18 protein-coding genes and 1 pseudogene are annotated in these 22,028 nt (G+C 72.2%); 5 read left to right on the forward strand and 14 right to left on the reverse strand.

Going from position 1 to position 22,028, the window contains the following annotated elements:
• Positions 1-23: 23 nt before the first annotated feature.
• A complete protein-coding gene (locus AB0F81_RS09450) occupies positions 24-1,343 on the forward strand; it encodes a hypothetical protein (RefSeq protein WP_360193605.1) in 1,320 nt (439 codons plus the stop codon).
• Positions 1,344-1,402: 59 nt separating this feature from the next.
• On the opposite strand, the gene katG is transcribed toward AB0F81_RS09450, so the two are convergent.
• Positions 1,403-3,640 carry a catalase/peroxidase HPI gene (gene katG, locus AB0F81_RS09455; RefSeq protein WP_360193608.1) on the reverse strand — a complete coding sequence of 746 codons (2,238 nt, stop codon included), beginning with the start codon at positions 3,638-3,640 and terminating at the stop codon, positions 1,403-1,405.
• Positions 3,637-4,080, reverse strand: a complete 444-nt coding sequence (locus tag AB0F81_RS09460; protein ID WP_360193611.1) for a Fur family transcriptional regulator — start codon at positions 4,078-4,080, stop codon at positions 3,637-3,639. The genes katG and AB0F81_RS09460 overlap by 4 nt, the downstream gene beginning before the upstream one ends.
• 295 nt (positions 4,081-4,375) lie before the next feature.
• Between AB0F81_RS09460 and AB0F81_RS09465 the strand changes: the two genes are divergently transcribed.
• Entirely contained in the window at positions 4,376-4,759 is a 384-nt protein-coding gene (locus AB0F81_RS09465) for a DUF6188 family protein (protein WP_360193614.1), read from the forward strand.
• Here AB0F81_RS09465 and AB0F81_RS09470 read toward each other — a convergent pair.
• A complete protein-coding gene (locus AB0F81_RS09470; protein WP_360193617.1) occupies positions 4,756-6,654 on the reverse strand; it encodes an MFS transporter in 1,899 nt (632 codons plus the stop codon). The two genes, AB0F81_RS09465 and AB0F81_RS09470, sit on opposite strands and share 4 nt — an antisense overlap.
• A 172-nt stretch (positions 6,655-6,826) precedes the next feature.
• Here AB0F81_RS09470 and AB0F81_RS09475 point away from each other — a divergent pair.
• Positions 6,827-7,234: pseudogene (locus AB0F81_RS09475) on the forward strand (universal stress protein); the annotation flags it as partial.
• A gap of 49 nt (positions 7,235-7,283) precedes the next feature.
• Here the strand turns inward: AB0F81_RS09475 and AB0F81_RS09480 are convergent.
• Complete coding sequence (locus tag AB0F81_RS09480; RefSeq protein WP_360193620.1) at positions 7,284-10,046, reverse strand: S8 family serine peptidase; 2,763 nt, start codon at positions 10,044-10,046, stop codon at positions 7,284-7,286.
• Between the two features lie 226 nt (positions 10,047-10,272).
• On the opposite strand from AB0F81_RS09480, the gene AB0F81_RS09485 reads away from it, so the two are divergent.
• Positions 10,273-11,340 carry a DUF2855 family protein gene (locus AB0F81_RS09485; RefSeq protein WP_360193623.1) on the forward strand — a complete coding sequence of 356 codons (1,068 nt, stop codon included), beginning with the start codon at positions 10,273-10,275 and terminating at the stop codon, positions 11,338-11,340.
• Here AB0F81_RS09485 and AB0F81_RS09490 read toward each other — a convergent pair.
• The 7 genes from AB0F81_RS09490 to AB0F81_RS09520 are packed head-to-tail and all read right to left on the reverse strand — an operon-like array spanning position 11,322 to position 17,131.
• The gene (locus AB0F81_RS09490) at positions 11,322-12,533 is read right to left on the reverse strand and encodes a HAMP domain-containing sensor histidine kinase (protein ID WP_360193625.1); all 1,212 of its coding nucleotides are present in this window, start codon (positions 12,531-12,533) and stop codon (positions 11,322-11,324) included. The genes AB0F81_RS09485 and AB0F81_RS09490 overlap by 19 nt on opposite strands.
• A complete protein-coding gene (locus tag AB0F81_RS09495) occupies positions 12,530-13,204 on the reverse strand; it encodes a response regulator transcription factor (RefSeq protein ID WP_360193628.1) in 675 nt (224 codons plus the stop codon). The genes AB0F81_RS09490 and AB0F81_RS09495 overlap by 4 nt, the downstream gene beginning before the upstream one ends.
• Before the next feature lie 7 nt (positions 13,205-13,211).
• Positions 13,212-14,036, reverse strand: coding sequence for a trypsin-like peptidase domain-containing protein (locus AB0F81_RS09500; protein ID WP_360193630.1), 825 nt, complete (start codon positions 14,034-14,036; stop codon positions 13,212-13,214).
• Positions 14,037-14,047: 11 nt separating this feature from the next.
• The gene (locus tag AB0F81_RS09505; RefSeq protein ID WP_360193633.1) at positions 14,048-14,998 is read right to left on the reverse strand and encodes a VWA domain-containing protein; all 951 of its coding nucleotides are present in this window, start codon (positions 14,996-14,998) and stop codon (positions 14,048-14,050) included.
• Positions 14,995-15,960, reverse strand: coding sequence for a DUF58 domain-containing protein (locus AB0F81_RS09510; RefSeq protein WP_360193636.1), 966 nt, complete (start codon positions 15,958-15,960; stop codon positions 14,995-14,997). Before AB0F81_RS09510 ends, AB0F81_RS09505 begins: the two co-directional genes overlap by 4 nt.
• Entirely contained in the window at positions 15,957-16,955 is a 999-nt protein-coding gene (locus tag AB0F81_RS09515) for an AAA family ATPase (protein WP_360193639.1), read from the reverse strand. Before AB0F81_RS09515 ends, AB0F81_RS09510 begins: the two co-directional genes overlap by 4 nt.
• On the reverse strand, positions 16,955-17,131 hold the full coding sequence (locus tag AB0F81_RS09520; protein WP_360193642.1) for a hypothetical protein: 177 nt from the start codon (positions 17,129-17,131) through the stop codon (positions 16,955-16,957). The genes AB0F81_RS09515 and AB0F81_RS09520 overlap by 1 nt, the downstream gene beginning before the upstream one ends.
• Positions 17,132-17,409: 278 nt before the next feature.
• Between AB0F81_RS09520 and AB0F81_RS09525 the strand changes: the two genes are divergently transcribed.
• Positions 17,410-18,078, forward strand: coding sequence for a DivIVA domain-containing protein (locus tag AB0F81_RS09525; protein WP_360193645.1), 669 nt, complete (start codon positions 17,410-17,412; stop codon positions 18,076-18,078).
• A 39-nt stretch (positions 18,079-18,117) separates the two neighbouring features.
• Here AB0F81_RS09525 and AB0F81_RS09530 read toward each other — a convergent pair whose 3' ends face one another.
• The 3 genes from AB0F81_RS09530 to AB0F81_RS09540 all read right to left on the reverse strand — a co-directional run bounded on the left by AB0F81_RS09530 (position 18,118) and on the right by AB0F81_RS09540 (position 22,011).
• Positions 18,118-20,151: a cellulose binding domain-containing protein gene (locus tag AB0F81_RS09530; RefSeq protein WP_360193648.1), complete on the reverse strand. Its 2,034-nt coding sequence runs from the start codon at positions 20,149-20,151 to the stop codon at positions 18,118-18,120.
• Between the two features lie 70 nt (positions 20,152-20,221).
• Positions 20,222-20,884, reverse strand: coding sequence for a response regulator transcription factor (locus AB0F81_RS09535; protein ID WP_360193650.1), 663 nt, complete (start codon positions 20,882-20,884; stop codon positions 20,222-20,224).
• A complete protein-coding gene (locus tag AB0F81_RS09540) occupies positions 20,881-22,011 on the reverse strand; it encodes a sensor histidine kinase (RefSeq protein WP_360193652.1) in 1,131 nt (376 codons plus the stop codon). Before AB0F81_RS09540 ends, AB0F81_RS09535 begins: the two co-directional genes overlap by 4 nt.
• Between the last annotated feature and the right edge of the window lie 17 nt (positions 22,012-22,028).

The raw sequence follows: 22,028 nt of genomic DNA on the forward strand, positions 1-22,028 counted from the left end.
CGGTTGGCGGCATACTGACCGCCGTGGATGATGATTGGCGCCTCGGGGAGACCCGGTTCGGGGACATGTACACGCATGAGCTGGTCTTTCTGGAGGAGGTGGCCTCGGATCGCGAGGATCTGGTGGCCGAGATGGTCGAGTTCCTTCGGACGGTGCCGGGGGTGACTGCGGTCGACCACGTGGACCGGGAGGCCGTGCTGATCACCGCGCCGGCGGTGCCGGCCCAGCGGCTGTCCACCGCGCTGCGACGGCAGTGGGAGAAGTCCGTGAAGAAGCGGCCGCCGTGGATGGCCGCGATGGACCGGGCCTTCCGGACGGTGGAGGAACTCACCGGCTTCACGCGCGACGGCGAGCGGCTGATCCGCGTCGTCGACGACGAGCTGACCCACGTCATCACCCTCGACCACCGGTTCGGCTGTGAGCCGGACGAGCACCTGCTCCTGGCCGGGGCGTACGTGCGGCTGCACCTGCCGGACATCCACCACCAGTGCGTCCTGGAACACCGCGGGGACCTCAGCGACGAGGCGTCGCTCGGCGAGGTGGTCGCCGGCCGGATGCTGCCCGCGCTGAACGCGCTGACGTCGGTGGACGTGATCCTGGAGCGCTTGCAGAACCAGGAGCCGATCGAGGTGGGCGGGGCGTACCGGCTTCCGGAGATCCGGCTGCACGCCCGCATCCTGACTGCGCGTGGCCGCCTCACCGAGGCCCGGGACCTCTACCAGATCGAGTTCGACCGGGACCAGCCGCGGCACCGGCCGTACCTGTTGCGGCAGCTCGCCGAGCTGGGCGTGCCGCCGGTGACCACGGCGAGCGAGCCGCGGCTCAGCGTCGAGCAGGAGGCGACGCTGATCGCCTGGCACACCAGCACGGCGCCGCTCACCGACCGGCTGCGCGAGCTGTCCGGCCTGGCCCTGGAGGGCACCCGGGAGTCGCTCGACGAGCTCTGGGCCTGGCTGCGGGACTCGCGCGACCTGCTGCTGGCCGAGGACGCGGAGCCCACGCTCGGGAGGTCCTACTACGGCGTGCTCGCCGGCGGCACCTACGCCGCCCAGGCGCCCTTCGACCCCTGGTACCGGGCCACGGTCGAGCGGGTCACCGCGTACGTCGGTGAGGTGGTGATCGCCGAGGCGCCGGGCACCCGCTGGGGCATCGGCGGGGAGGGCGAGCTGGGGTTGACCCGCCGGGCCGGCACGGGCCTGCTCTGGCGGGTGCTGGCCATCGTCCACACCGCGTTCGGCGCGCCGGTCGAGGAGTTCGATCCGCGCGAGCTGCGCCGTCTCGCCGGCGACATGCTCCGCTGGGTCGACGGCGAGCCGCACAACCAGGTCTGGATCACCCGGTAAGGGCGCGAGCCCCGGCCGATCCGTGCGGATCGACCGGGGCTCGCCGGGTGGTGCGGGGGTCAGACGAGGTCGAAGCGGTCCAGCTCCATGACCTTGGTCCAGGCCGCGACGAAGTCGTTGACGAACTTCTCGCGGGCGTCGGCGCTGGCGTAGACCTCGGCGAGGGCGCGCAGCTGCGAGTTGGAACCGAAGATGAGGTCGACCGCGGTGGCGGTCCACTTCACCTCGTCGGTGGCCAGGTCGCGGATCTCGTAGACGTGCTCCGCGGACTCCGCCGCCTTCCACCGGGTGCCGGGGGAGAGCAGGTTGGCGAAGAAGTCGTTGGTGAGCACGCCCGGCTTGTCGGTGAGGACACCGTGCTGGGCGCCACCGAAGTTGTTGCCGAGCGCGCGCAGGCCGCCGACCAGAACGGTCATCTCCGGCGCGGTCAGGTTCAGCATGTACGCCCGGTCGACCAGCAGGATCTCCGGCTGGGTCTTCTCGCCCGGCCGCAGGTAGTTGCGGAAGCCGTCGGCGCGCGGCTCCAGGACCTTGAACGACTCGACGTCGGTCTGCTCCTGGGAGGCGTCGGTGCGGCCCGGGTGGAACGGCACGGTCACCTCGACACCGCCGTCCTTCGCGGCCTTCTCGACGGCCGCCGAACCGGCCAGCACGATCAGGTCGGCGAGCGAGATCTTGGCGCCGCCGGCCGCGTTGAACTCCTGCTGGATCTTCTCGAGCACGGCGATCACGTCGCCCGTACCCTGGTTGACCTCCCAGCTGCGCTGCGGCTCCAGGCGCAGACGGGCGCCGTTGGCGCCGCCGCGCTTGTCGGTGGAGCGGAAGCTCGCCGCCGACGCCCACGCGGTGGCGACCAGCTGGCTGGTGGACAGGCCGGACTCCAGGACCTTCGCCTTCAGGGCGGCGACGTCGGCGTCACCCACCAGCTCGTGGTCGACGGCCGGCACCGGGTCCTGCCACAGCTGGGCCTCCGGCACCCAGGGGCCGAGGAAGCGGCTGACCGGGCCCATGTCGCGGTGCAGCAGCTTGTACCAGGCCTTGGCGTACGCCTGGGCGAACTCCTCCGGGTTCTCCAGGAACCGGCGGGAGATCTTCTCGTACGCCGGGTCGACCCGCAGCGACAGGTCGGTGGTGAGCATCGTCGGGCGGTGCTTCTTGTTCGGGTCGAAGGCGTCCGGGATGATCTCGTCGGTCGTCTTGGCGACCCACTGCTTCGCGCCGGCCGGGCTGGTGGTCAGCTCCCACTCGTAGCCGAACAGGATCTCGAAGAACCGGTTGCTCCACTGGGTGGGCTTGTCGGTCCAGGTGACCTCGAGACCACTGGTGATGGTGTCCGCGCCCTTGCCGCTGCCGTGGGTGCTCAGCCAGCCGAGGCCCTGGGCCTCCAGCGGGGCGGCCTCCGGCTCCGCGCCGACGTGGTTGTCGGCCGGGGCGGCGCCGTGGGTCTTGCCGAAGGTGTGGCCGCCGGCGATCAGCGCGACGGTCTCCTCGTCGTTCATCGCCATCCGGGCGAAGGTCTCCCGGATGAAGTGCGCCGCGGACAGCGGGTCCGCGTTACCGCGCGGGCCCTCCGGGTTGACGTAGATCAGGCCCATCTCGGTCGCGCCGACGCCCTCGGCCATCGTCTTCTCGGAGGCGTAGCGCTCGTCGCCGAGCCAGGTGTCCTCCGGGCCCCAGAAGATCTCCTCGGGCTCCCAGACGTCCTCGCGGCCGAAGCCGAAGCCGAAGGTCTTGAAGCCCATCGACTCCATGGCCACGTTGCCGGCGAGCACCAGCAGGTCGGCCCACGAGATCTTCTGGCCGTACTTGGCCTTGACCGGCCACAGCAGGCGGCGCGCCTTGTCCAGGTTGGCGTTGTCCGGCCAGCTGTTGAGCGGGGCGAAGCGCTGGCCGCCGTCACCGGCGCCGCCACGGCCGTCGTGGATCCGGTAGGTGCCCGCGGCGTGCCAGCTCATCCGGATCATCAGGCCGCCGTAGTGACCGAAGTCGGCCGGCCACCAGTCCTGCGAGGTGGTGAGCACCTCGACGATGTCCTGCTTGAGGGCCTCGACGTCGAGCTTGGCGAACTCCTTCGCGTAGTCGAAGTCCGGGCCCAGCGGGTTGCCCTTGGAGGAGTGGGCGTGCAGCACGGACAGGTCGAGCTGGTTGGGCCACCAGTCACGGTTGGTCCGTGGGCGCCCACCGGTCTTCGGCGTGGGCGCGTCGATCGCCGGGTTCTCGCTCTCGCTGCCGTGCGCGGTCACGGAGTCGTGCGCAACCGGACAGCCGGTCTGCTTCGGGTCTTGAATGTCGCTCATCGGCTTCCTTCTGCATTAGCGGATGATGTGGTCACGCAATCGGGGCAGGTGCCCCAGAAGACGACCTCTGCCTCGTCGATCACGAACCCGTGGTCGTCCGAGGCCGTGAGACAGGGAGCGCGGCCGACGGCGCAGTCGACGTCGGCAATCGCACCGCAGAATCGGCACACGACATGGTGATGGTTGTCCCGGACCCGCGTTTCGTAGCGGGCGGTCGCGCCGGCGGGCTGGATGCGCCGCACCAGACCGGCATCGGTCAGGGCACGCAGCACATCGTAAACCGCCTGGTGGGAGACCGTGGGATGATCCGCGCGCACCAGCGCGATCACCGTGTCGGTGTCGACATGCGGGTGGTCGTGCAGTGCGGTGAGCACTGCCAACCGGGGTTTGGTCACGCGCAACGAGACCGCCCGGAGCTGAGTCTCGAAGTCGGACGTCATGGGGCATGACGATAGTCTGCTTTTCTGGAATGAATCAAGTTTTGGCGCGCCCCAATCGGGTGCGCTTTCGCGGCGCGGCCGAGCCTTCACCACCCACCGTAGACCTCGGCATCGCGGCCGGTAACCACGGAATCGGCCAGCGCGGCACCGGCCGCCCATCCGGGCGGAGAACCCCACGTCGTACGGGGTGCGCACCGTCACGAGTCGAACAAGTCCACCGTCGTTAAGGCTCTCTTATGGCGGGGCGGGCTACGGTCCGGGCCATCACTGGTCCTACGAGCCGATCGAGGTGCCCATGACCCCAGCCGTGCCGCTCGACCTGCTGGCCGGGCGGAAACTGGAGTACGTCTGGCTCGGCCACGCCGTGGTCCTCGGGTTCACCGGTGGACGCCAGGTGCTGATCGAGGCCGTCATCCGTCTCGACGGGCCGTGCGGCCATGCCGAGGTGGTGCCCGGCGACAATCCGTCCGACGCCATCGCGACCCTGCTCGGCGACGTTGTCCGGACCGCGCGCACCTGCGACACCGGCGAGCTGCGGATCACCTTCGCCAGTGGCTCGGAGCTGACCGTCGACGCCGACGCCGACGTGGAGTCCTGGGCCGTCGCCGGCCCGGACGGCCTGCTCATCGTCTGCCTGGCCCACGGTGAGCTGGCCGTCTGGGGCGACGCCGGAGCCTAGGCGGGCGGCGGTGACGGGTCGGCTGAGCCGGTGGTCGCCTCACCGGTGAACACCCGCTCCTCGTCGAGGGCGGAGGTCTGCACCACGAGGACGTCGCAGACGGCGTTCTTCACCACACCGGCCGGCACCGAGCCGAGCAGCTGGCCCTGGCTGGCGCCGAGGCCGCGATTGCCGACGACGATCAGGTTCGCCGGGTTCGCGCCGACCGCGTCGAGCAGGGCCTGGGCCGGGTCGCCGACCACCAGCCGCTGGTCGATGTAGCGGGCCCGTTCCCGGGTGAGCCCGGTGACCGACTTCTCCAGGGCCTCGCGGGCGGCGTCGATGCCCTCGATGTCGCGGTGCGCGCCCTCGGCCGGCGGGGTGGTCGAGGGGCTCTCCCGGTAGGCGGTGACCACGACCAGCCGGGCCTGCGCGGCCTGGGCCACCTCGGCGGCCCGGTCCACCGCGTACAGGCTGGTGGGGGTGCCGTCCGAGCCGACCACGACCCGGTCGTAGACGGTGATGCTGCGTTTGTGGCCGAGCGGCACGATCGGCGACTCGTCGGCCTCGTCGGGCGGGTTGACCCAGAGCATCGCGATCGCCCCGATGCCCAGCAGGACACCGGCCAGCATGATCGCGTTGCTGCCCCGGCCGTCGAGCAGGTTCTCGAAGATCCAGCCGAAGGTGACCGTCTGGATCAGCATCGGCACCACGATCATCATGTTCAGGATGCCCATGTAGACGCCGGTGCGCTTGGCCGGGACCATGCTGGCCACCATCAGGTACGGAATGCCGACCGCACTCGCCCAGAAGATGCCCAGGCCGATCATCGGGACCAGCGCGACGTACTGATTGCTGATGTTGGAGAGCCAGATCAGCGACACCGCGGCCAGACCGAGCGCGACCGCGTGCACGCGTTTGGCGCCGATCCGCCGGGCGAAGCCGACCAGGAACAGCGCGGACACCATGGTGACGAAGTTGTAGGCGGCGTTCTCCAGGCCGCTCCAGCCGATGGCTTCCTTCCAGGCCGCGTCGTTCGCCTCCGGCGTCGTGTTGAACACCGTCTCGCCGAGACTGACCGCCACGAACTGCCAGTAGATGAACATCGCGTACCACTGGAACATGAACACGACGCCGATCTTGTGCATGGCGACCGGCATGACCCGGACCGCGTCGGCGATCTCGCGGACCGCGTGATGCAGGCCCTTCGGCGCGGCGCGCACCTCCGCGATCTCCTCGTCGGAGGGAGTGAGTTCCTTCGTACGCGCCATCGCGGTCAGCACGGTGAGCAGGATGCAGACGGTGCCGATCATGAAGCACACGTACATCCAGTAGGGCACCCCGTTGCCGGCGGTCTGCTGCAGCGCCTCGACCTTCTCCAGGATGAACAGCGAGAGGTTGGCCAGCACCGCGCCGGCCCCGGTGAACATGCTCTGGGTCAGGAAGCCGCGGGCCAGCTGCGATTTCGGCAGCCGGTCGGAGATGAACGCCCGGTACGGCTCCATCGAGGTGTTGTTGCCGGCGTCGAGCAGCCAGAAGCAGATCACGGCCAGCCAGAGGATCCCGACGAACGGGAACAGGAACAGGATGACCGCGCAGAGCAGCGCGCCGGCGGTGATGAACGGCCGGCGCCGGCCCCAGCGCGGATGCCAGGTCCGGTCGCTGATCGCGCCGATCAGCGGCTGGATGATCAGACCGGTGACCGGGCCGGCCAGGTTGAGGATCGGGAGCTGGTCGGGGGTGGCCCCGATCAGCAGGAAGAGCGGGTTCACCGCGGACTGGGTGAGGCCGAAGCTGAACTGCACCCCGAAGAAGCCGAGGTTCATCATCAGCAGGGCGGTGCCCGTCATCAGCGGTTTGCGCTCGACCTGGCCGGCGTCCGGCATGACGGTTCCGGCAGTCGTGGTGGTGGTCATCGGACCCCCTTCGGCCGACGCGATCGGAGTCAGGCCCATCGATCGAAAGTTAAGCCCGCAGTAACCGTGGCGCAACTTGGAGCGACGACTGGCGGCCGGGCAAGATCTCGACCACCCTGAATGGCATCGGCTCGATCGGGAGGAGACGACGGTGAGCGATTGGCGGACCATCGTGGTCGGTGTCGACGGGTCACCACACAGCCGCAGCGCGCTGGCCTGGGCCGCCGCGGAAGCCGCGCACCACGGTGCCGAACTGGTCGTGATCAACGTGTGGGAGCACACGCTGCTGCCGCCGGCCGGCAGCGTCAGCGTCTCCGAGCGATATGTGCCGGATCCGAGCCAGCGCACCGCCGACGACCTCCGGCAGGTCATCAAGGAGGAGCTCGGCGAGGAACCGCCGGTGCTCGTGCAGCCGGTGGTCAAGCAGGGCCGGCCGGCGAAGGTGCTGATCGAGGAATCGGCGAACGCCGACCTGCTGGTGGTCGGGCAGCGTGGTCACGGCGGTTTCGCCGGGCTGGTGCTCGGTTCGGTCAGTCAGCACGTGTCGGCCTACGCGAAGTGCACGGTCACCGTGGTCCGGTGACCCGGGTGCCGTCCGGGCGCGCCGTGACGCGCCCGGACGGCACCGGTCAGGCCGCCTCGAAACCGGTCAGGTGCAGCGAGAACGCCCGCAGGGTGCCGGTGTCGAAGTTCGCGCTGTCGGCGACCTTGAAGCTCCACGTGCCGTCGGCCGGGGCGAGCCGCAGCGCCGACAGCGGACCGTCCGGCTGCCAGCTGCCGGTGTACGGCGCGTCAGCCGACGTCGCCGCGCTGAACGGCCGTGCGGCGGTGTCGTCGAACACCACCTGGCACAGGTTGTTGCCGCCGCCGCCGTCCTGCGAGAACAGCGTCGCGGTGCGGCCGTCCGGGGCGGTCAGCGTCCCGGTCAGGTCACCGACGAAGGTGTGGTCCAGGCCCACCGTCGTCGAGGCCGCGGTGGTGGAGCATTCCGTGCCGTCGATCGACAGCGTGACCGAGGACGCGTAGCCGACCCCGCTGACCTCCACCGTGGCGGTGGCGCCGGTCGGGTCGTTGTCCGGGATCGGCACCGGCGCCCCGGCGTACGCGAAGTCGCGCACGGTCGCCGACGGCTGACCGGTCGGCACCACCACGGTGCTGGTCGTCGGGGAGAGACCCCCGGCGAACGTGGCCCGCACGGTCAGCTTGACCGGCCGGCCGAGCGGATATCCGGCGGCCAGCTTCAGCGTGTAGTCCCGCGTCTTCGTCGCGCCCACCGCGATGTTGCCGTAGGAGCGGGACCGAGGCGTCACGGTGGCCCGCGCGTCGTCGGAGTCCACCACCAGGTTGACGCCGGTGGCCGTGGCGTCGCCGGTGTTCGTCGCCGGCAGCGTCACGGTCGCCTGTTCGCCGGCCTCCAGGTACGCGTCGCCGTCCCCGGTGGCCGGGGTGATCGTCGGGGTGCCGGCCCGGACCAGCGGCTGCGGGGTGGCGCCGGTGTTGCGCAGGACCAGGTCGGCGCGGATCACGCCGTGGCCGGTGCGGTTGTCGTACCCGCTCGGGGCGAGGTCGAGCGCGGTGCTGGTGAGCGCCGCCCGGATTTCGGCGTTGCTGAGGCCGGGGTTGCCGGAGAGCGCCAGCGCGGCGATCGCCGCGGCGTGCGGCGCCGCCGCCGACGTGCCGAAGAACGGCGCGAAGCCGGCGACCGAGGTGGTCACGCCGTCCGCGGCGGTGATCTCCGGCTTGGCCCGGACGGTGCCGCCGGTCGAGCTGAAGTTGCCCGGCGTGATCGCCGTGCCGTCGGCGTTGAAGAAGATCCGGCGCGGCCCGTCCGAGGTGAACCGTTCCGGCTTGGACTGCCGGGTGTGCACGTTCGGGTACGGCCCGGCCGGGTTCGGCGGGTCGCCGGCCTCCAGGTCGAAGCCGAGCGGGTCCTTCGCCGGGGTCGCCGCCACCGAGAACGCACGCTCGGCGGCGCTGTGCCCGCGCGTGACGCCCGGGGTGGAGAAGCCCTTGAGCCCGTCGGCGGCGTCGACGAAGCGGCCGCGGAACACGGTGAGCTGCAGGTAGCGGTCGGCGCCGGCGAACTTCACCACGGCGAGCCGCTTGCCGGTGCCGGTGCCGGTCGAGAGGATCTCGAACGGGTCGTCGTCGCCGTCCTGGAAGCCCTGCGAGAACGAGGTGACGTCGCCGGCCGCGTTGAGCACGTACAGGTCGTAGTCGTTCGCGGAGCCGAGCAGCGGGTCCGCCCACCACAGGGTGGTCGCCCGGCCGGCGCTGTTCGGCGACAGCGGGTTGAGCACCTGCACGCCCGCGCCGGGGTCGAAGTCGTGCGCGTCGCCGGCGAACTTGCCGATCCCGAGGCCCGAGTCGGCGAAGTCGCCCTCCCAGTTGCCGGAGGTGCCGTCGAGCGTGTTGCCCTCGTTGCCGGCGGAGCTGAAGTAGTACGCCCCGTCGGCGGTGACGGCGTTGACCGACTGCGCCACGATCCCGTCCTGGAAGGGGCTCTCGTGGTAGTAGATGACGTCGTCGACGATGATGTCGCAGCCCGCGGTGAAGCGCAGCGCGCGAACGTTCTCCGCGAAGCTGACCTCGCTGGTGAACGCGGTCGCGAAGCCGAGCTGAGCGTTCGGCACCAGGTCGTGGATGATCTCCAGCATCGCGGTGCCCTCGTCGCCCTCGCCCGCCTGGCCGGGCAGCACGTCGACGTCGGCGGGCAGGTCCCCGCTGGCCTGCGAGTCGGCGAGCGAGTCGACACCGTCGGAGAGCGCGCACACCTTCACGCCGGGACCGGTGACCCGGTAACGGGTGCGCGCCGTGTCGGCGGCGTGCGTGCGGTCGCCTTCGGACACCACCGAGCCGGCCGCCGCGGCGACCTTCGGCGCGGCCTGCGCGGCGCGGACCGCGGTCTCGACCCGGGCCGCCTTGGCCTCCTTGGACTCGGTGACCCGCTTCTGGTCCGGGTCGACCTGCCGGCCGGTGATCGCGCCCTGGTCGAGGCGGACGCCGGCCACGTCGGACCAGCCGGCGATCGTCGGCAGCGCGGCGAGCGGCGCCTCGACCAGGACCGTGCCGGTCTTCGCCGACGGGAAGCGGATTCCCGCCCCGACGCCGCGCAGCCGGCTGAGCAGATCGGCGCCGACCTTCTCGGCGCGGACCTCGACCTCGGTCGTGCCGGACGGGGATACCTCGACGCCGGTGGACAACTGCGGCAGCGCGTTGGTTGCCGCCTTGTCGCTGCGCTTGCGCAGCTCGACCGCGAGCCGGCTGTCGAGCTTGCGCTCGGCCGGGGTCATCGACTTCTTGAGTTCCTGGAGTGCGGCGATCTGCGCGAAGGCGCGCTCGGCCGGGTCAGCCGGCGCTTGCGCGTGCGCACCGGGTGCGACGAGCGCCACGGTGGTGACAGTGGCCGCGAGGGCCGTCACCGAGCGCCGGAGTTGGTGTCTGCCGAATACGTTCAATGCCGGTTCCCCCACTGACATCCGTCGATTCAATGCTCATGGATGCTATCGGTCACGATCGATATACGCACCGTCATCAGAGGGGGAAGTTCGCGGTGGGTGAGATTTTGCACTCGTCGTGCATCTTGTCTCGGCGGGCGCGGCTCCCTAGCGTCGGACCATGCCTGCTTCCTGGACATTCGCCGTGGCTCGGGACGATCTCGGCCGGACCATTCGGGTCGAGTCGGAAACGCCGGTGCCCGGCGACGGCGAGGCGCTGCTGCGGGTCGACCGCGTCGGCCTGACCGCCAACAACGTGACCTACGCGGTGCTCGGCGACGCGCTGCGGTACTGGCGGTTCTTCCCCGGCGAGCCGCGCGGGCTCGGGCCCGAGTGGGGGTTGCCGCCGGTCTGGGGCTTCGCCGTGGTGGAGCGCTCAGCGGTCGCCGGGGTCCAGGTCGGACAGCGGGTCTACGGCTACTACCCACCGGCCTCGCACCTGATGGTGCGGCCGGAGCGGGTCGACGCCACCGGGTTCCGGGACGCGGCGGCGCACCGGGCCGACCTGCCGTCGCCGTACAACGCGTACCGGTCGACCGTGGACGACCCCGCCTATCGCGCGGACCAGGAGGATCTGCTGATCCTGTTCCGGCCGCTGTTCTTCACCTCGTTCATGCTCGCCGACCAGGTCGCCGACAACGACTTCTACGCGGCGGACGCGCTGGTGCTGTCGTCGGCGTCGAGCAAGACCGCGTACGCGGCGGCGTTCGAGCTGCGGGGCCGCGGGCCGCGCCTGGTCGGTCTCACCTCGCCCGGCAACGTCGCCTTCACCCGGTCACTCGGCTGTTACGACGACGTCCTGACCTACGACGAGGCCGACGCGCTGGATCCGGTGCCGACCGTCTATCTCGACCTGTCCGGAGCGCCCGCGACCCGCGCCGCCCTGCGCCGGCGCCTCGGCGACCGGCTGGTCCGTGACATCGCGGTGGGTCTCACCAACCAGATCCCGAACGCCGAAGCCGCGGGCGAGGTGTTCTTCGCCCCGAACCAGATGCGCAAACGCCGCCAGGACTGGGGGCGCGACGGCCTGGACGGGCGCTTCGCCGAAGCCTGGCAACGGTTCGCCGGCACCGCGGAGAAGTGGGTCGACGTCCGGGCCGGCGCCGGCCCGCAGGACCTGGAAAAGGCCTGGCTGGACGTCCTGCACGGGCGCACCCCGCCGCGGGTGGGTCACGTCGTCCAGCTTTGAGCCGCCAGCGGATCGTCGGCCGGCGGCGGGTCCTCGTCGGTGCGGTCGGCCGCCGGCAGCCACAGCACGAACGTGCTGCCGGCGCCCGGTTCGGAGAAGGCGGCGACCTGACCGCCGTGCGACTCGACGATCTGCCGCACGATCGCCAGCCCCAGCCCGGTACGCCGCTCCCGCACCACCTCGCCGGCACCGGCAGCGCCCCGCCAGAACCGGTCGAACACCCGCGGCAGGTCCCGCGCTGCGATGCCCGGCCCCTGATCGGCCACGGCCAGCCACAGCCAGGAGCCGGCGCGCCCGGTCGCCACGGTCACCGTCGACCCGGTCGGCGCCAGCCGCACCGCGTTGGACAGCAGGTTGCCGACGGCCCGGCGCAGCGCGTCCGCGTCACCGATCAGATGCAGCCCCTCGCTCGTGCGGTAGCGCAGGTCCAGCGGCCGCTCGGGCAGGAACGACTCCTCGCCGGCCTCCCGGGCCACCGCGGACAGCTCGACGTCGGTGTCGGTCATCGCGTCGGCGTCGCGCCGGGCGGTCGCCAGCAGGTCCTCGACCAGCCGGGACATCCGGGTGGTGGCGCGGTCGACGATCGCGGTGGCGCGCCGGCGCTCCTCGCCGGTCGCGTCCGGGTCGTTCAGCGTGGCGTCCAGGTGGGTCCGGATGATCGCGAGTGGACTGCGCAGCTCATGGGAGGCGTCGTCGATCAGCTGCCGCTGGGCGCGGAACGCGTCGTCGATGCGGTCCAGCATCGAGTCGATGGTGTCGGCGAGGTCGCGCAGCTCGTCGCGCGGCCCCTGCAGCCGGATCCGCCGTTTCAGGTCGGTGGCCTGGATGTCGCGGGCGGTGCGGGCGATGGCGCCGACCGGGCGCAGCACCCGCCCGGACAGCACCCAGCCGATGGCCAGGCTGGCCAGGAAGAGCGCCGGCAGCGCGATCAACGTGTACGTCCGCAGGTTCTGCAGCGTGTTGTAGTTGACCGCCGCCTCGATCTGGCCGACCTCGGCGACGTTGATCGTCCCGACCAGCTGCCGGTTCTCGTAGACCTTCGCCGTGCGCTCGGTGATCGGCTGCGGCGACGTGGACTGCGCCACCGCGAAGTAGGTGACCGCCAGCGTGACGCCGGCCAGCGCGAACAGCAGCGTCGAGTAGATGACGGTCAGCCGGAACCGGATCGACCGGAACACCTCGGGCCGCCTCATGACAGCAGCCGGTAGCCGCGGCCGACGACCGTCTCGATCAGCCCGTCGCCGAGTTTGCGGCGCAGCGTGCCGACGGTGACCCGGACGGTCTGGGTGAACGGGTCGGCGTTGGCGTCCCACACGTGCTCCAGTAACTCCTCGCTGGAGACCACGTGACCGGGCCGGGTCATCAGGTACTCCAGGACGCCGAACTCCTTCGGGGCCAGTGTTAGCGGCTCGCCGCGCAGGGTGACGGCGTGCCGGGCGGCGTCGAGCACGATGTCGCCGACGGTCAGCGTGGCCGTGCTGCCGTTGGTGTCGCGGCGCAGCAGCGCGCGGATCCGGGCGAGCAGCTCCGCCAGGTGGAACGGTTTGACCAGGTAGTCGTCGGCGCCGCCGTCCAGGCCGCGGACCCGGTCGTCGAGGCCGCCGCGGGCGGTCAGCATCAGCACCCGGACGTCGGTGTCGCCGGGCGTGTCCAGCTCGCCGTCACGCAGCGCCCGGCACAGGGTGAACCCGTCACCGTCGGGCAGGTTCACGTCGAGCAGCATCAGGTCGTACTCGTTGACGGTCAGGTGGTCGTACGCCTGCGTCGCGCCGGCGGCGACGTCCACCGCGTATCCGTTGCGGGCCAGGCCCACCCGCAGGCCCTCGGCCAGGTCCTCTTCGTCTTCCACCACGAGCAGGCGCATCTGTCGACTATCCCCGTCCGATGATGTCGGTTGCCACCTGCCGGGCGCGCTCGATCGGCACCGCGAAACCGATGCCGATGTTGCCGCCGCCCTCCAGGGTGGCGATCGCGGTGTTCACGCCGATGACCTCGCCGCGGGCGTTGACCAGTGGGCCACCGGAGTTGCCCGGGTTGATCGACGCGTCGGTCTGCACGGCGCTCTGCCGGGTGGCGCCGCCGAGGCGCACCTGGCGGTCCAGGGCGCTGACGATGCCGGCGGTGACCGTGCCGGAGAGCCCGAGCGGGGAGCCGACCGCGAGCACCGGCTCGCCGACCCGGGTGGTCCGCGGATCGGCGAGGTCCAACGGCGACAACGCCCGTGCCGGCACCCGCAGCACAGCGATGTCGCTGCCGGGGTCGCTGCCGACCACCTCGGCGGACAGCCGGCGGCCGTCGGCGCCGACGACGCTCACCGGGCCGCCTCCGGCGACGACGTGGTGGTTGGTGACGATGTGGCCGCGGGCGTCGAAGACGAACCCGGATCCGCCGCCGTTGCGGACCCGTACCGACAGGACGCCCGGCAGTGCCCGGCCGGCGGCGGCCACCAGGTCGGCCGGGACCCCGCCGGCGGCCGGTGGCATCGCTACCGCCGCGCCGGCGTCGTCGCGGCCGGCCAGGTGACCGGCCGCGCCACCGGCGGTGGCGGAGACACCGACGATCACCAGGCCGGTGGCGAGGTACAGCGGCCACCGGCGCGCGGGCCGGCCGGGGTCCGCGGCGCTGACCGGGACCCGCTCGGGCGCAAGGACGAACTCCGGGCCGCGCGGTGTGCCGCCCAATCCGATGGTGGTCACGAGAAATCCTCCTAGGGCAGCCGGGCGAACCAGAACAGCGAGGCCAGGGCGGCGAGCACGGCCAGCGCCAGGCCCACGCCGATGAACCGGGCGGAGACGTCCCGCACCTCGGTGCGGTGGCCGACCGAGCTGCCGATGTCGGCGTACGCGTCCCGCAACTCGTCGGCACTGCCCGCCGCGAAGTAGTTGCCGCCGGTGGCCTCGGCGACGGCTTGCAGCGTCTGCCCGTCGACCGGCACCGCCTGTCCACCCTGGATGGTCCCGCTCGCGGTGCCGAACGAGATCGCGTCCACCGGCACCCCGATCTCGGTGGCCGCGCGGGCCGCCTCGGCCGGGTCCTGACCGGCGGTGTTGGCGCCGTCGGAGAGCACCACCACCCGGGCGGGCGGGACGTCCTCGCCGGCCTGCGCGTCGAGGGTGCGGATCGCGTCGAGCGAGGTGGCGATGGCGTCGCCGATCGCGGTGCCGGCCTGCCCGGCCGCGCCTTCGACGAGCCGGTCGATGCCGCTGTCGAGCACGGCCCGGTCGGTCACCGGCGGCACGAACACCGACGCCGACCCGGCGAACCCGACCAGGCCCACGTTGAACTGCTCCGGCAGGTCGGCGACGAACTCGCGGGCCGCGGTCTTGGCGGCGGTGAGCCGGTCCGGGCCGACGTCGTCGGCGAGCATCGACCGGGAGATGTCGACCGCCACCAGCACGGTGGCCCGCTCGTGCGGCACCTGCACCTCGGCCTGCGGCTGGGCGAAGCCGACCACCAGCAGGCTCAGCATGGCCAGGAACAGGCCGGCCGGCACGTGCCGCCGCCAGCCGGGGCGGCGCGGCGCGACCCGGTCGAGCAGCTTCAGGTTGGTGAACCGCACGGCGTAACGGCTGCGGCGGCGCTGCGCGATCACGTAGGCCACGATCAGCGCCGCGACCGCGGCGAGCAGCCAGAGCCGCTCGGGGGAGAGCCAGGTCATCGCAACGCACCTCGTTTCGCGGCCAGGCCCAGCCGGCGCTGGGCGTGCACGTGCCGCACGATGTCGGCGACCCAGTCCCGGTCGGTGCGCAGCGCCAGGTGTGCCGCGCCGGCCCGCCGGATCGCCGCGGCGACACCGGCCTGCTGCCGGCGGGCCGCATCCGCGTACCGTTCCCGCAGCCTGCGCCCGGCCGTGTGCACCTCGCGGCGCCGCCCGGTCTCCGGGTCCACCAGGGTCAGCAGGCCGACGTCCGGCAGCTCGTGCTCGCGCGGATCACCGACCTGCACGGCGAGCACCTGGTGCCGGGCGGCCAGCCGCCGCAGCGGCTGCTCCCACGCCGGCGCGCCGGGCCCGAGCCCGTCCTCGTCGAGGCCGTCCAAAAAGTCCGAGACGACCACCATCAGGCCCCGCCGCGGCACGGCCCGGTGCAGGCCGCCGACGGCGTCGGCCAGCGAGACCTGATCGGTGGCCGGCCTCGCCCGCGGCACGGCCAGCAGGGTCCGCAGCAGACCCAGCAGATGCGTACGTCCGCCGCGGGCCGCAATCCGCCGGACGCCCTCCGGGGTGACCAGGTGTGCGCCGATCCGGTTGCCGGCCCCGGCGGTGAGGAAGCCGACCGCCGCCGTCGCCGCGATCGCCAGCTCCCGCTTCTCGAACGCGGCCGTGCCGAAGTCCATACTGGCGCTGGCGTCGACCAGCACCCAGGTGGCGAGTTCGCGGTCCGCGTCGACCGTGCGCACGTGCGGCACCGCGGTCCGGGCGGTCACCGCCCAGTCCATCCGGCGCACCTGGTCCTCGCCGGGCCGGTACTCGCGGCTGCCGGCCGGCTCGCTGCCGACGCCGGGCAGCAGGCCCAGGTAGGAGCCGTGCAGCAGCCCGTCGAGCCGGCGGGTGATGGTCAGCTCCAGCCGCCGCAGCCGCCGTTCCGGCGTCAGCTCGTTGAGCCCGGCGCCGCTGTTCACGCCGCCACCCCCAGCCCGGCTCCGGTGCTCTCCTGGGCGGGTGCGATCACCGGTGGGGCCACCGCCTCCAGGATCCGGTGCACGATGCTCTCCGGCTCGATCCCGTCGGCGACCGCGTCGAACGCCAGCACCAGCCGGTGCGCCAGCACGTCCGGGGCGATGTCGACGATGTCGGCGGGCAGCACGTAGTCGCGGCCGCGCAGCAGGGCCAGGGCGCGGGCGGCCGCGACCAGGCCCAGCGTGGCGCGGGGGCTCGCGCCGTACGCCAGCTGCCCGGCCAGTTCGGGAACGCCGAACCGGGCCGGGTCCCGGGTGGCGACGACCAGACGGACCACGTATTCGGCGAGGGCGTGGTGCACGAAGACGTCGCGGGCCCGCTCCTGCAGCGCCGCCAGCTGCCCCGGCTCCAGCACCCGGCTCGCCCGCGGCCGCCGGCCGCCCATCCGGTAGAGGATGCCCAGCTCGTCCTGGTCGGTGGGGTAGCCGACGACCACCCGCATCAGGAACCGGTCGCGCTGCGCCTCCGGTAGCTGGTAGACGCCCTCGCTCTCGATCGGGTTCTGGGTGGCGAGCACCAGGAACGGCTGCGGCACCGGATAGGTGCGCCCGCCGATCGACACGTGCCCCTCGGCCATCACCTCGAGCAGCGCCGACTGCACCTTCGCCGGCGCCCGGTTGATCTCGTCGGCCAGCACCAGGTTCGCCATCACCGGGCCGAGCTCGACGTCGAAGGTCTCCTGGCTGGCCCGGTAGATACGGGTGCCGAGGATGTCCGACGGCACCAGGTCGGGGGTGAACTGGATCCGGTGGAAGCTGCCGCCGACCGTGACCGCGAGGGTCTCCGCGGCCAGCGTCTTGGCGACGCCGGGCACGCCCTCCAGCAGGCAGTGCCCGCCGGCCAGCAGAGCGGTCATCAGCCGCTCGACCAGCCGGTCCTGTCCGACGATGACCTTCTTGACCTCGAACAGCGCCTGCTCCAGCACGGGGTCGCCCATCAGAGGACCTCGGGGGACGTCGCCTGCGGACAGTCCCACGGGGCCGCGGTCGCGGCGTCCTCAGTGGTGGTGATGATCAGGACTTCGTCGGGTTCGCCGGCGTGGGCGGCCCCGCCCAGCCCGACCGCCATGGCGACGGCGGCGACGACGAGTCCGGTGACGGTGGTGATGCGCATGGCGTCTCCTGCCTCTCGCTGCACTTCGCCGTCGAGGAGACCAGAGGACACCGAAAGCCCGGCGAAAACGCATGGTCACCGGCTGCGGGCCCGGCCGGTGACGCCAGTGCCTGGCAGGAGTGGCTTCTGGCCCGATGAGGTCACTGTGAGGAGTCCTTGTGGATACACGGTGTTGACTTTGAATGGGTGGTCGCGTGTACTGCTGACAGCGCCGCGCCGGTGAAGTGTGCAGCCCGGACGGTGTGGGAACGTGCACGGGGACTGCAGAAAGTGAGAGGATGAGCTCACTGCCACCGGCTCCATCTCGGCAGCCGGCTCCGACCGCGGCGATCGCCGTGCCGATCACGTCGCACGATGTCGACCGCGTCGAGTTCCGGCCGCCGCCGCCCGGCAGCCGTGGCTATCACGACGGTGAGGTCGACGACTTCCTGGCCGAGGTGGCCGCGGAGATGCGCCGGCTCACCGCGGAGAACGAGGCGCTCAGCGAGCAGCTGCAGTACGCCGATCTGCGCAAGCATCTGACCCGCTGGCAGGAGCGCTGCGCCCGCGCTCAGGAGCACGCCCGGGTCCTGCAGGCCGAACTGGAGCGGGCCAGAGCCGGTGCGGTCGAACCCGAAGCCGACCCGCAGGCTGTGCTGGAGCTTGCCGAGCGCACCGCCGACGGCTGCCTCGCCGAGGCCCGCGACGAGTCGGCGGAAGTGATCGGGAAGGCGACCACCGAGGCGGCCCGGCTGCTCAGCGATGCCGAGCTGCGCGCGTCGACGATCGTCGCCGACGCGCGGCACAAGCATGCCGAACGGCTCGCGGAGCTGCCCGGCAAGCGGGCCGCCGCCCTCGACCGCATCGAGGAGCTGCGCGAGGAGGCCGAGCGCCGCCGCGAGGCCGTGACCGACGAGGTCAATCGGCGGCTGCGTGATCTGACCGGAGGCGGCGACCCGGCCCGCTGACCGGCCCGGGCGCCGGGGCGCCCGGACCGGTACGCGCCGTCAGGCGCTGGTGCAGACGTTGCCGTTGAGGGTGAAGACCGCCGGCGGCACGTTGGGCCCGCTGTAGGAGCCGACGAAACCGACCGCGGCGGTCGCCCCGGCCGCCAGGGTGCCGTCGCTGATCGCCCGGACCGTGCGGCCGCTGGAGTTCCAGGTGGCGCTCCAGCCGTTGCTCACGCTCTGCCAGGTGGTCGGCCAGGTGAAGGTGAGCGTCCAGCCGTTGACCGCGGCGGCCGTGTTGTTGGTGATGTCGATCGCGCCCAGGAACCCGTTGCCCCAGTCGTTGGTGTTGCGGAACTTCACCGTGCACGCCGCCTGCGCCGGGGTGCCGGTGGTGAAGGTCAGCGGCGGTGAGGCGGCCGACTGCCGGCCGGCGCCGTCACGGGCCACCACGTTGACCGTGTACCGGCGGCCCGGCTCCAGGTTGCGGGCGGTCAGCGAGGTGCCGGTGGTCTCGCCGAGCAGTTCGCTGGCGCCACCGTTCTGCCGGTAGACCTCGTACTTCAGCCCGGCGCCGGCACTCGGCCAGGAGATCGTCGCGGTCCGGTCGGTCACCGTCGCGGTGGGCTCGGCCGGCGCCTTCGGCCCGGCCACCGGCGCGTTCGCCGGCCGGAGCGTGACCAGCGAGATCGAGTACGGCGGCAGCGTCTGGGTGGCCGCCGTACCGGCCGGGGCGGTGGTCACCGCGTCCGCGCCGTTGGTGTACGACGCGACCACCGGCGTACCCGAGGCCGGGGTGAAGCCGTGGTAGTTCAGCGCCACGCTCTGCGCGGCCGTCTCGTCCTTGTTGATCAGCAGCACCGCCACCTCACCGTTGGCCCGCCGCACCGCGTGCGCGCTGACCAGCGGATTGTCGGTGCCCGCGCCGATGAACCGGTCGCCGGCGTCGGTGAACTCACCCATCAGCGACAGCGCGTGGTACGGCGCGAACGGCGTGTTCAGCGGCGGCTGGCAGACCGTGTTGTCGGCGTTGCAGTTGCCGCTGGAGAGCAGGCCGAAGTCGTCGTAGTCGGTCTGCCCGGCCACCTCGGTGACGTCGCCCATCCCGTTGTGCACGTTCCACCAGTGCACGGTGAAGACGCCCTGGGCGAGCAGCCTGCTGTAGACGTCGGCCAGGAACAGCGCGCCGGGCTGGGTGTTGCGGCCGATGTCGACGTTCGTCTCCGTCATGCTGATCCGGATACGGTCCGCGTTCGCTCCGGCGTACCGGTCGATCTGCTGCCGCAGCAGGTGGACCGCGTCCTGGATCTGCGCGGGTTTGGTGAGGGTCTCGGCCGGCGTGGCGCCGCCGGGGTACCAGTGCACGTCGACGAAGTCGATGGCGCTGCCGGCCCGGGTGAGCACCTCCTGGTTCCAGCTGCCCGCGTCGCCGGGGCCGACGATGGCGTCCGGCCAGTTGCCGGGCATGGTCAGCACGGCGCCGATCTTGATGCTGGGGTCCACGGCCTTCATCGCCTCGGCGTACGCGAGCACCGTCGCCGCGTACTCCTTGGGGCTCTTGTCGGCGTGCTCGTCGGCCTCCCAGGCCGAGCCGTAGTGGCCGTTGCCGTAGTTCTCGTTGCCGATCGTCCAGTACGTGGCGTCGTAGTCCTTGGTGATGTTGGCGTAGCGGACCCAGTCGGCGGCCTCCTGGGCGGTGCCGGTGCCGTAGTTGGCGATGATCATCGGCTCGGCGCCGGTGCGCCGCGCGCCCGCCATGAACGTGTCGAAGTCGGTGTTCGGCGCCACGTAGCCGCCCGGCGCGGTGTGGTCCCGCCAGTGGTAGATGTCGGCATAGGACCCGCCGGGGTAGCGGACCATCTGCACGCCGGCGTCCTTGAGCAGGTCGGAGACGGCCGGGGTGCCGAGCTGGGAGTCCCAGATGGCGTGGTTGACGCCGAGGGCGGCCGGGTCGACGGTGGCCAGGCCGGCCCGCACGTCGACGTCGACCCTGGTGGGGGTGGGAGCGGCGGCCTGCGCGCCGGGTGGGGCGACCGCGACGGCGGCGAGCAGGGCCGCGCCGGCGAGTGTTCGCCGCAGGAACGATGGGTGCACGGTGAACCTCCGGGAGGAGTTGGGAGCGCTCCCAATCGTCGGCGCGACAAAGAAGCCTGTCAATGGGCTGTCAGCGGCGGCGCGGCGCGATCAGCCCTGACTCGTAGGCCCAGACCACCAGCTGGGCGCGGTCACGGCAGTGCAGCTTCATCATCGCCCGGTTGACGTGGGTCTTCGCGGTCAGCGGGCTGATCACCATGCGCTGGGCGATCTCGTCGTTGCTCAGCCCGCGCGCCACCAGCTCGACGATCTCCTGCTCCCGGGCGGTCAGCACGTCGCGCCCAGCCACCGGGTCGGCCGGGCCGGGACCGTTCACGAACTCGCTGATCAGGGTGCGGGTGACGGTCGGGGCGAGCAGCGCCTCGCCGCGGGCCACCACGGCGACCGCCTGCAGCAGGTCGGCCGGGTCGGCGTCCTTCAGCAGGAAACCGCTGGCGCCGGCGCGCAGCGCGGTGAACACGTACGCGTCGACCTCGTAGTTGGTGAGGATCAGCACGCGCACCGCGGCGAGGCCGGGATCGGCGCTGATCCGCCGGGTGGCCTCGATGCCGTCGAGGCGGGGCATCTGCACGTCCATCAGCACGACGTCCGGGCGCAGCTCGCGGGTCAGCTGGACGGCGGCGGCGCCGTCGACGGCCTCACCCACCACCTCCAGGTCGTCCTCGGCGTCGAGCAGTGCCCGGAAACCGGCCCGCATCAGCGCCTGGTCGTCGGCGAGCAGGACCCGGATCACGCCGGGCCGTCCAGCGGGAAGGTGGCCCGTACGGCGAACCCGCCCCCGTCACCGTGCCCGGCGTGCAGCGTGCCGCCGAGCGCGGCGACCCGTTCCCGCATGCCGCTCAGGCCGACGCCCGGTGTCACCGTCCCGTTCGCCGGGCCCCGGCCGTCGTCGGTGACCGCGACCGTCAGGCCGGCCGGCGAGTACTCCACGCGCACCTCGGCGGTGGCCGGGCCGGCGTGCCGGGTGACGTTGGTCAGCGCCTCCTGCACCACCCGGTATCCAGCCATGTCCACCTCGACCGGCAGCTCCGGCGGCTCGCCGGTGACCGTGACACCGACCGGCACGCCGGCCGCGCGGGTCCGCTCGGCGAGCTCGTCCACCCGGGCCAGGCCGACGCGGTCCTCATCGGCGGGGGAGCGCAGCACCGCCAGGGTCGCCCGCAGTTCGCGCATCGCGGCGCTGCTCGCCTCCTGGATCGCCTGCAGCGCGGCCGACGGCTCCTCGCCCTGCTTGCGGCCCAGGTGCACGGCGATCCCGGACTGCACCTTGATCACCGAGATGCTGTGGGTGAGCGAGTCGTGCAGGTCCCGGGCGATGCGCAGGCGTTCCTCACCGGCGCGGCGCAGGGCCATCTCCTCGCGGGTGCGTTCCGCCTCGGCGGCACGCTGCTCGGCCTGCTCCAGATAGGCGCGGTGGTGCCGGGTGACCAGGCCGGCGATGTTGGCCGCCAGGAACCAGCCGAGCAGCAGGTTGGTGCGTTCCAGGATGAGCTGGGCGGCCTGGCCGGCGGGCGCCACCGAGATGTCGCGGGCCAGGAAGCCGGCGAGGAAGACGACGCTGCTCGCCGCGGCGGCCAGCCGGTGGCCACGCCAGGCGGCGACGTAGACGGCGACCAGGACCGGGAACGCGGCGGTGATCCCGGCGTGCACGCGGACGTGCAGGGCCAGCATGGTCGCGGTCACCACGAGCAGGGCCGGGACCGGGAAGCGCCGGCAGGCCGCGACGGCCGCCGCCATGACCACGATCAGGAGCACGTCGAGCGGCCGGACCGCGGCGGCGTCCGGGGCGAGTGCCGCGTTGCCGAGCAGGGCGACCCCGAGGGTGACGCCGCCGAGGGCGTAGGGCAGATCCGGGCGCATGAGCGAACTGTAGGACG

Source organism: Actinoplanes sp. NPDC024001, assembly GCF_040638955.1.
In the GTDB taxonomy this organism is placed as follows: Bacteria; Actinomycetota; Actinomycetes; order Mycobacteriales; family Micromonosporaceae; genus Actinoplanes.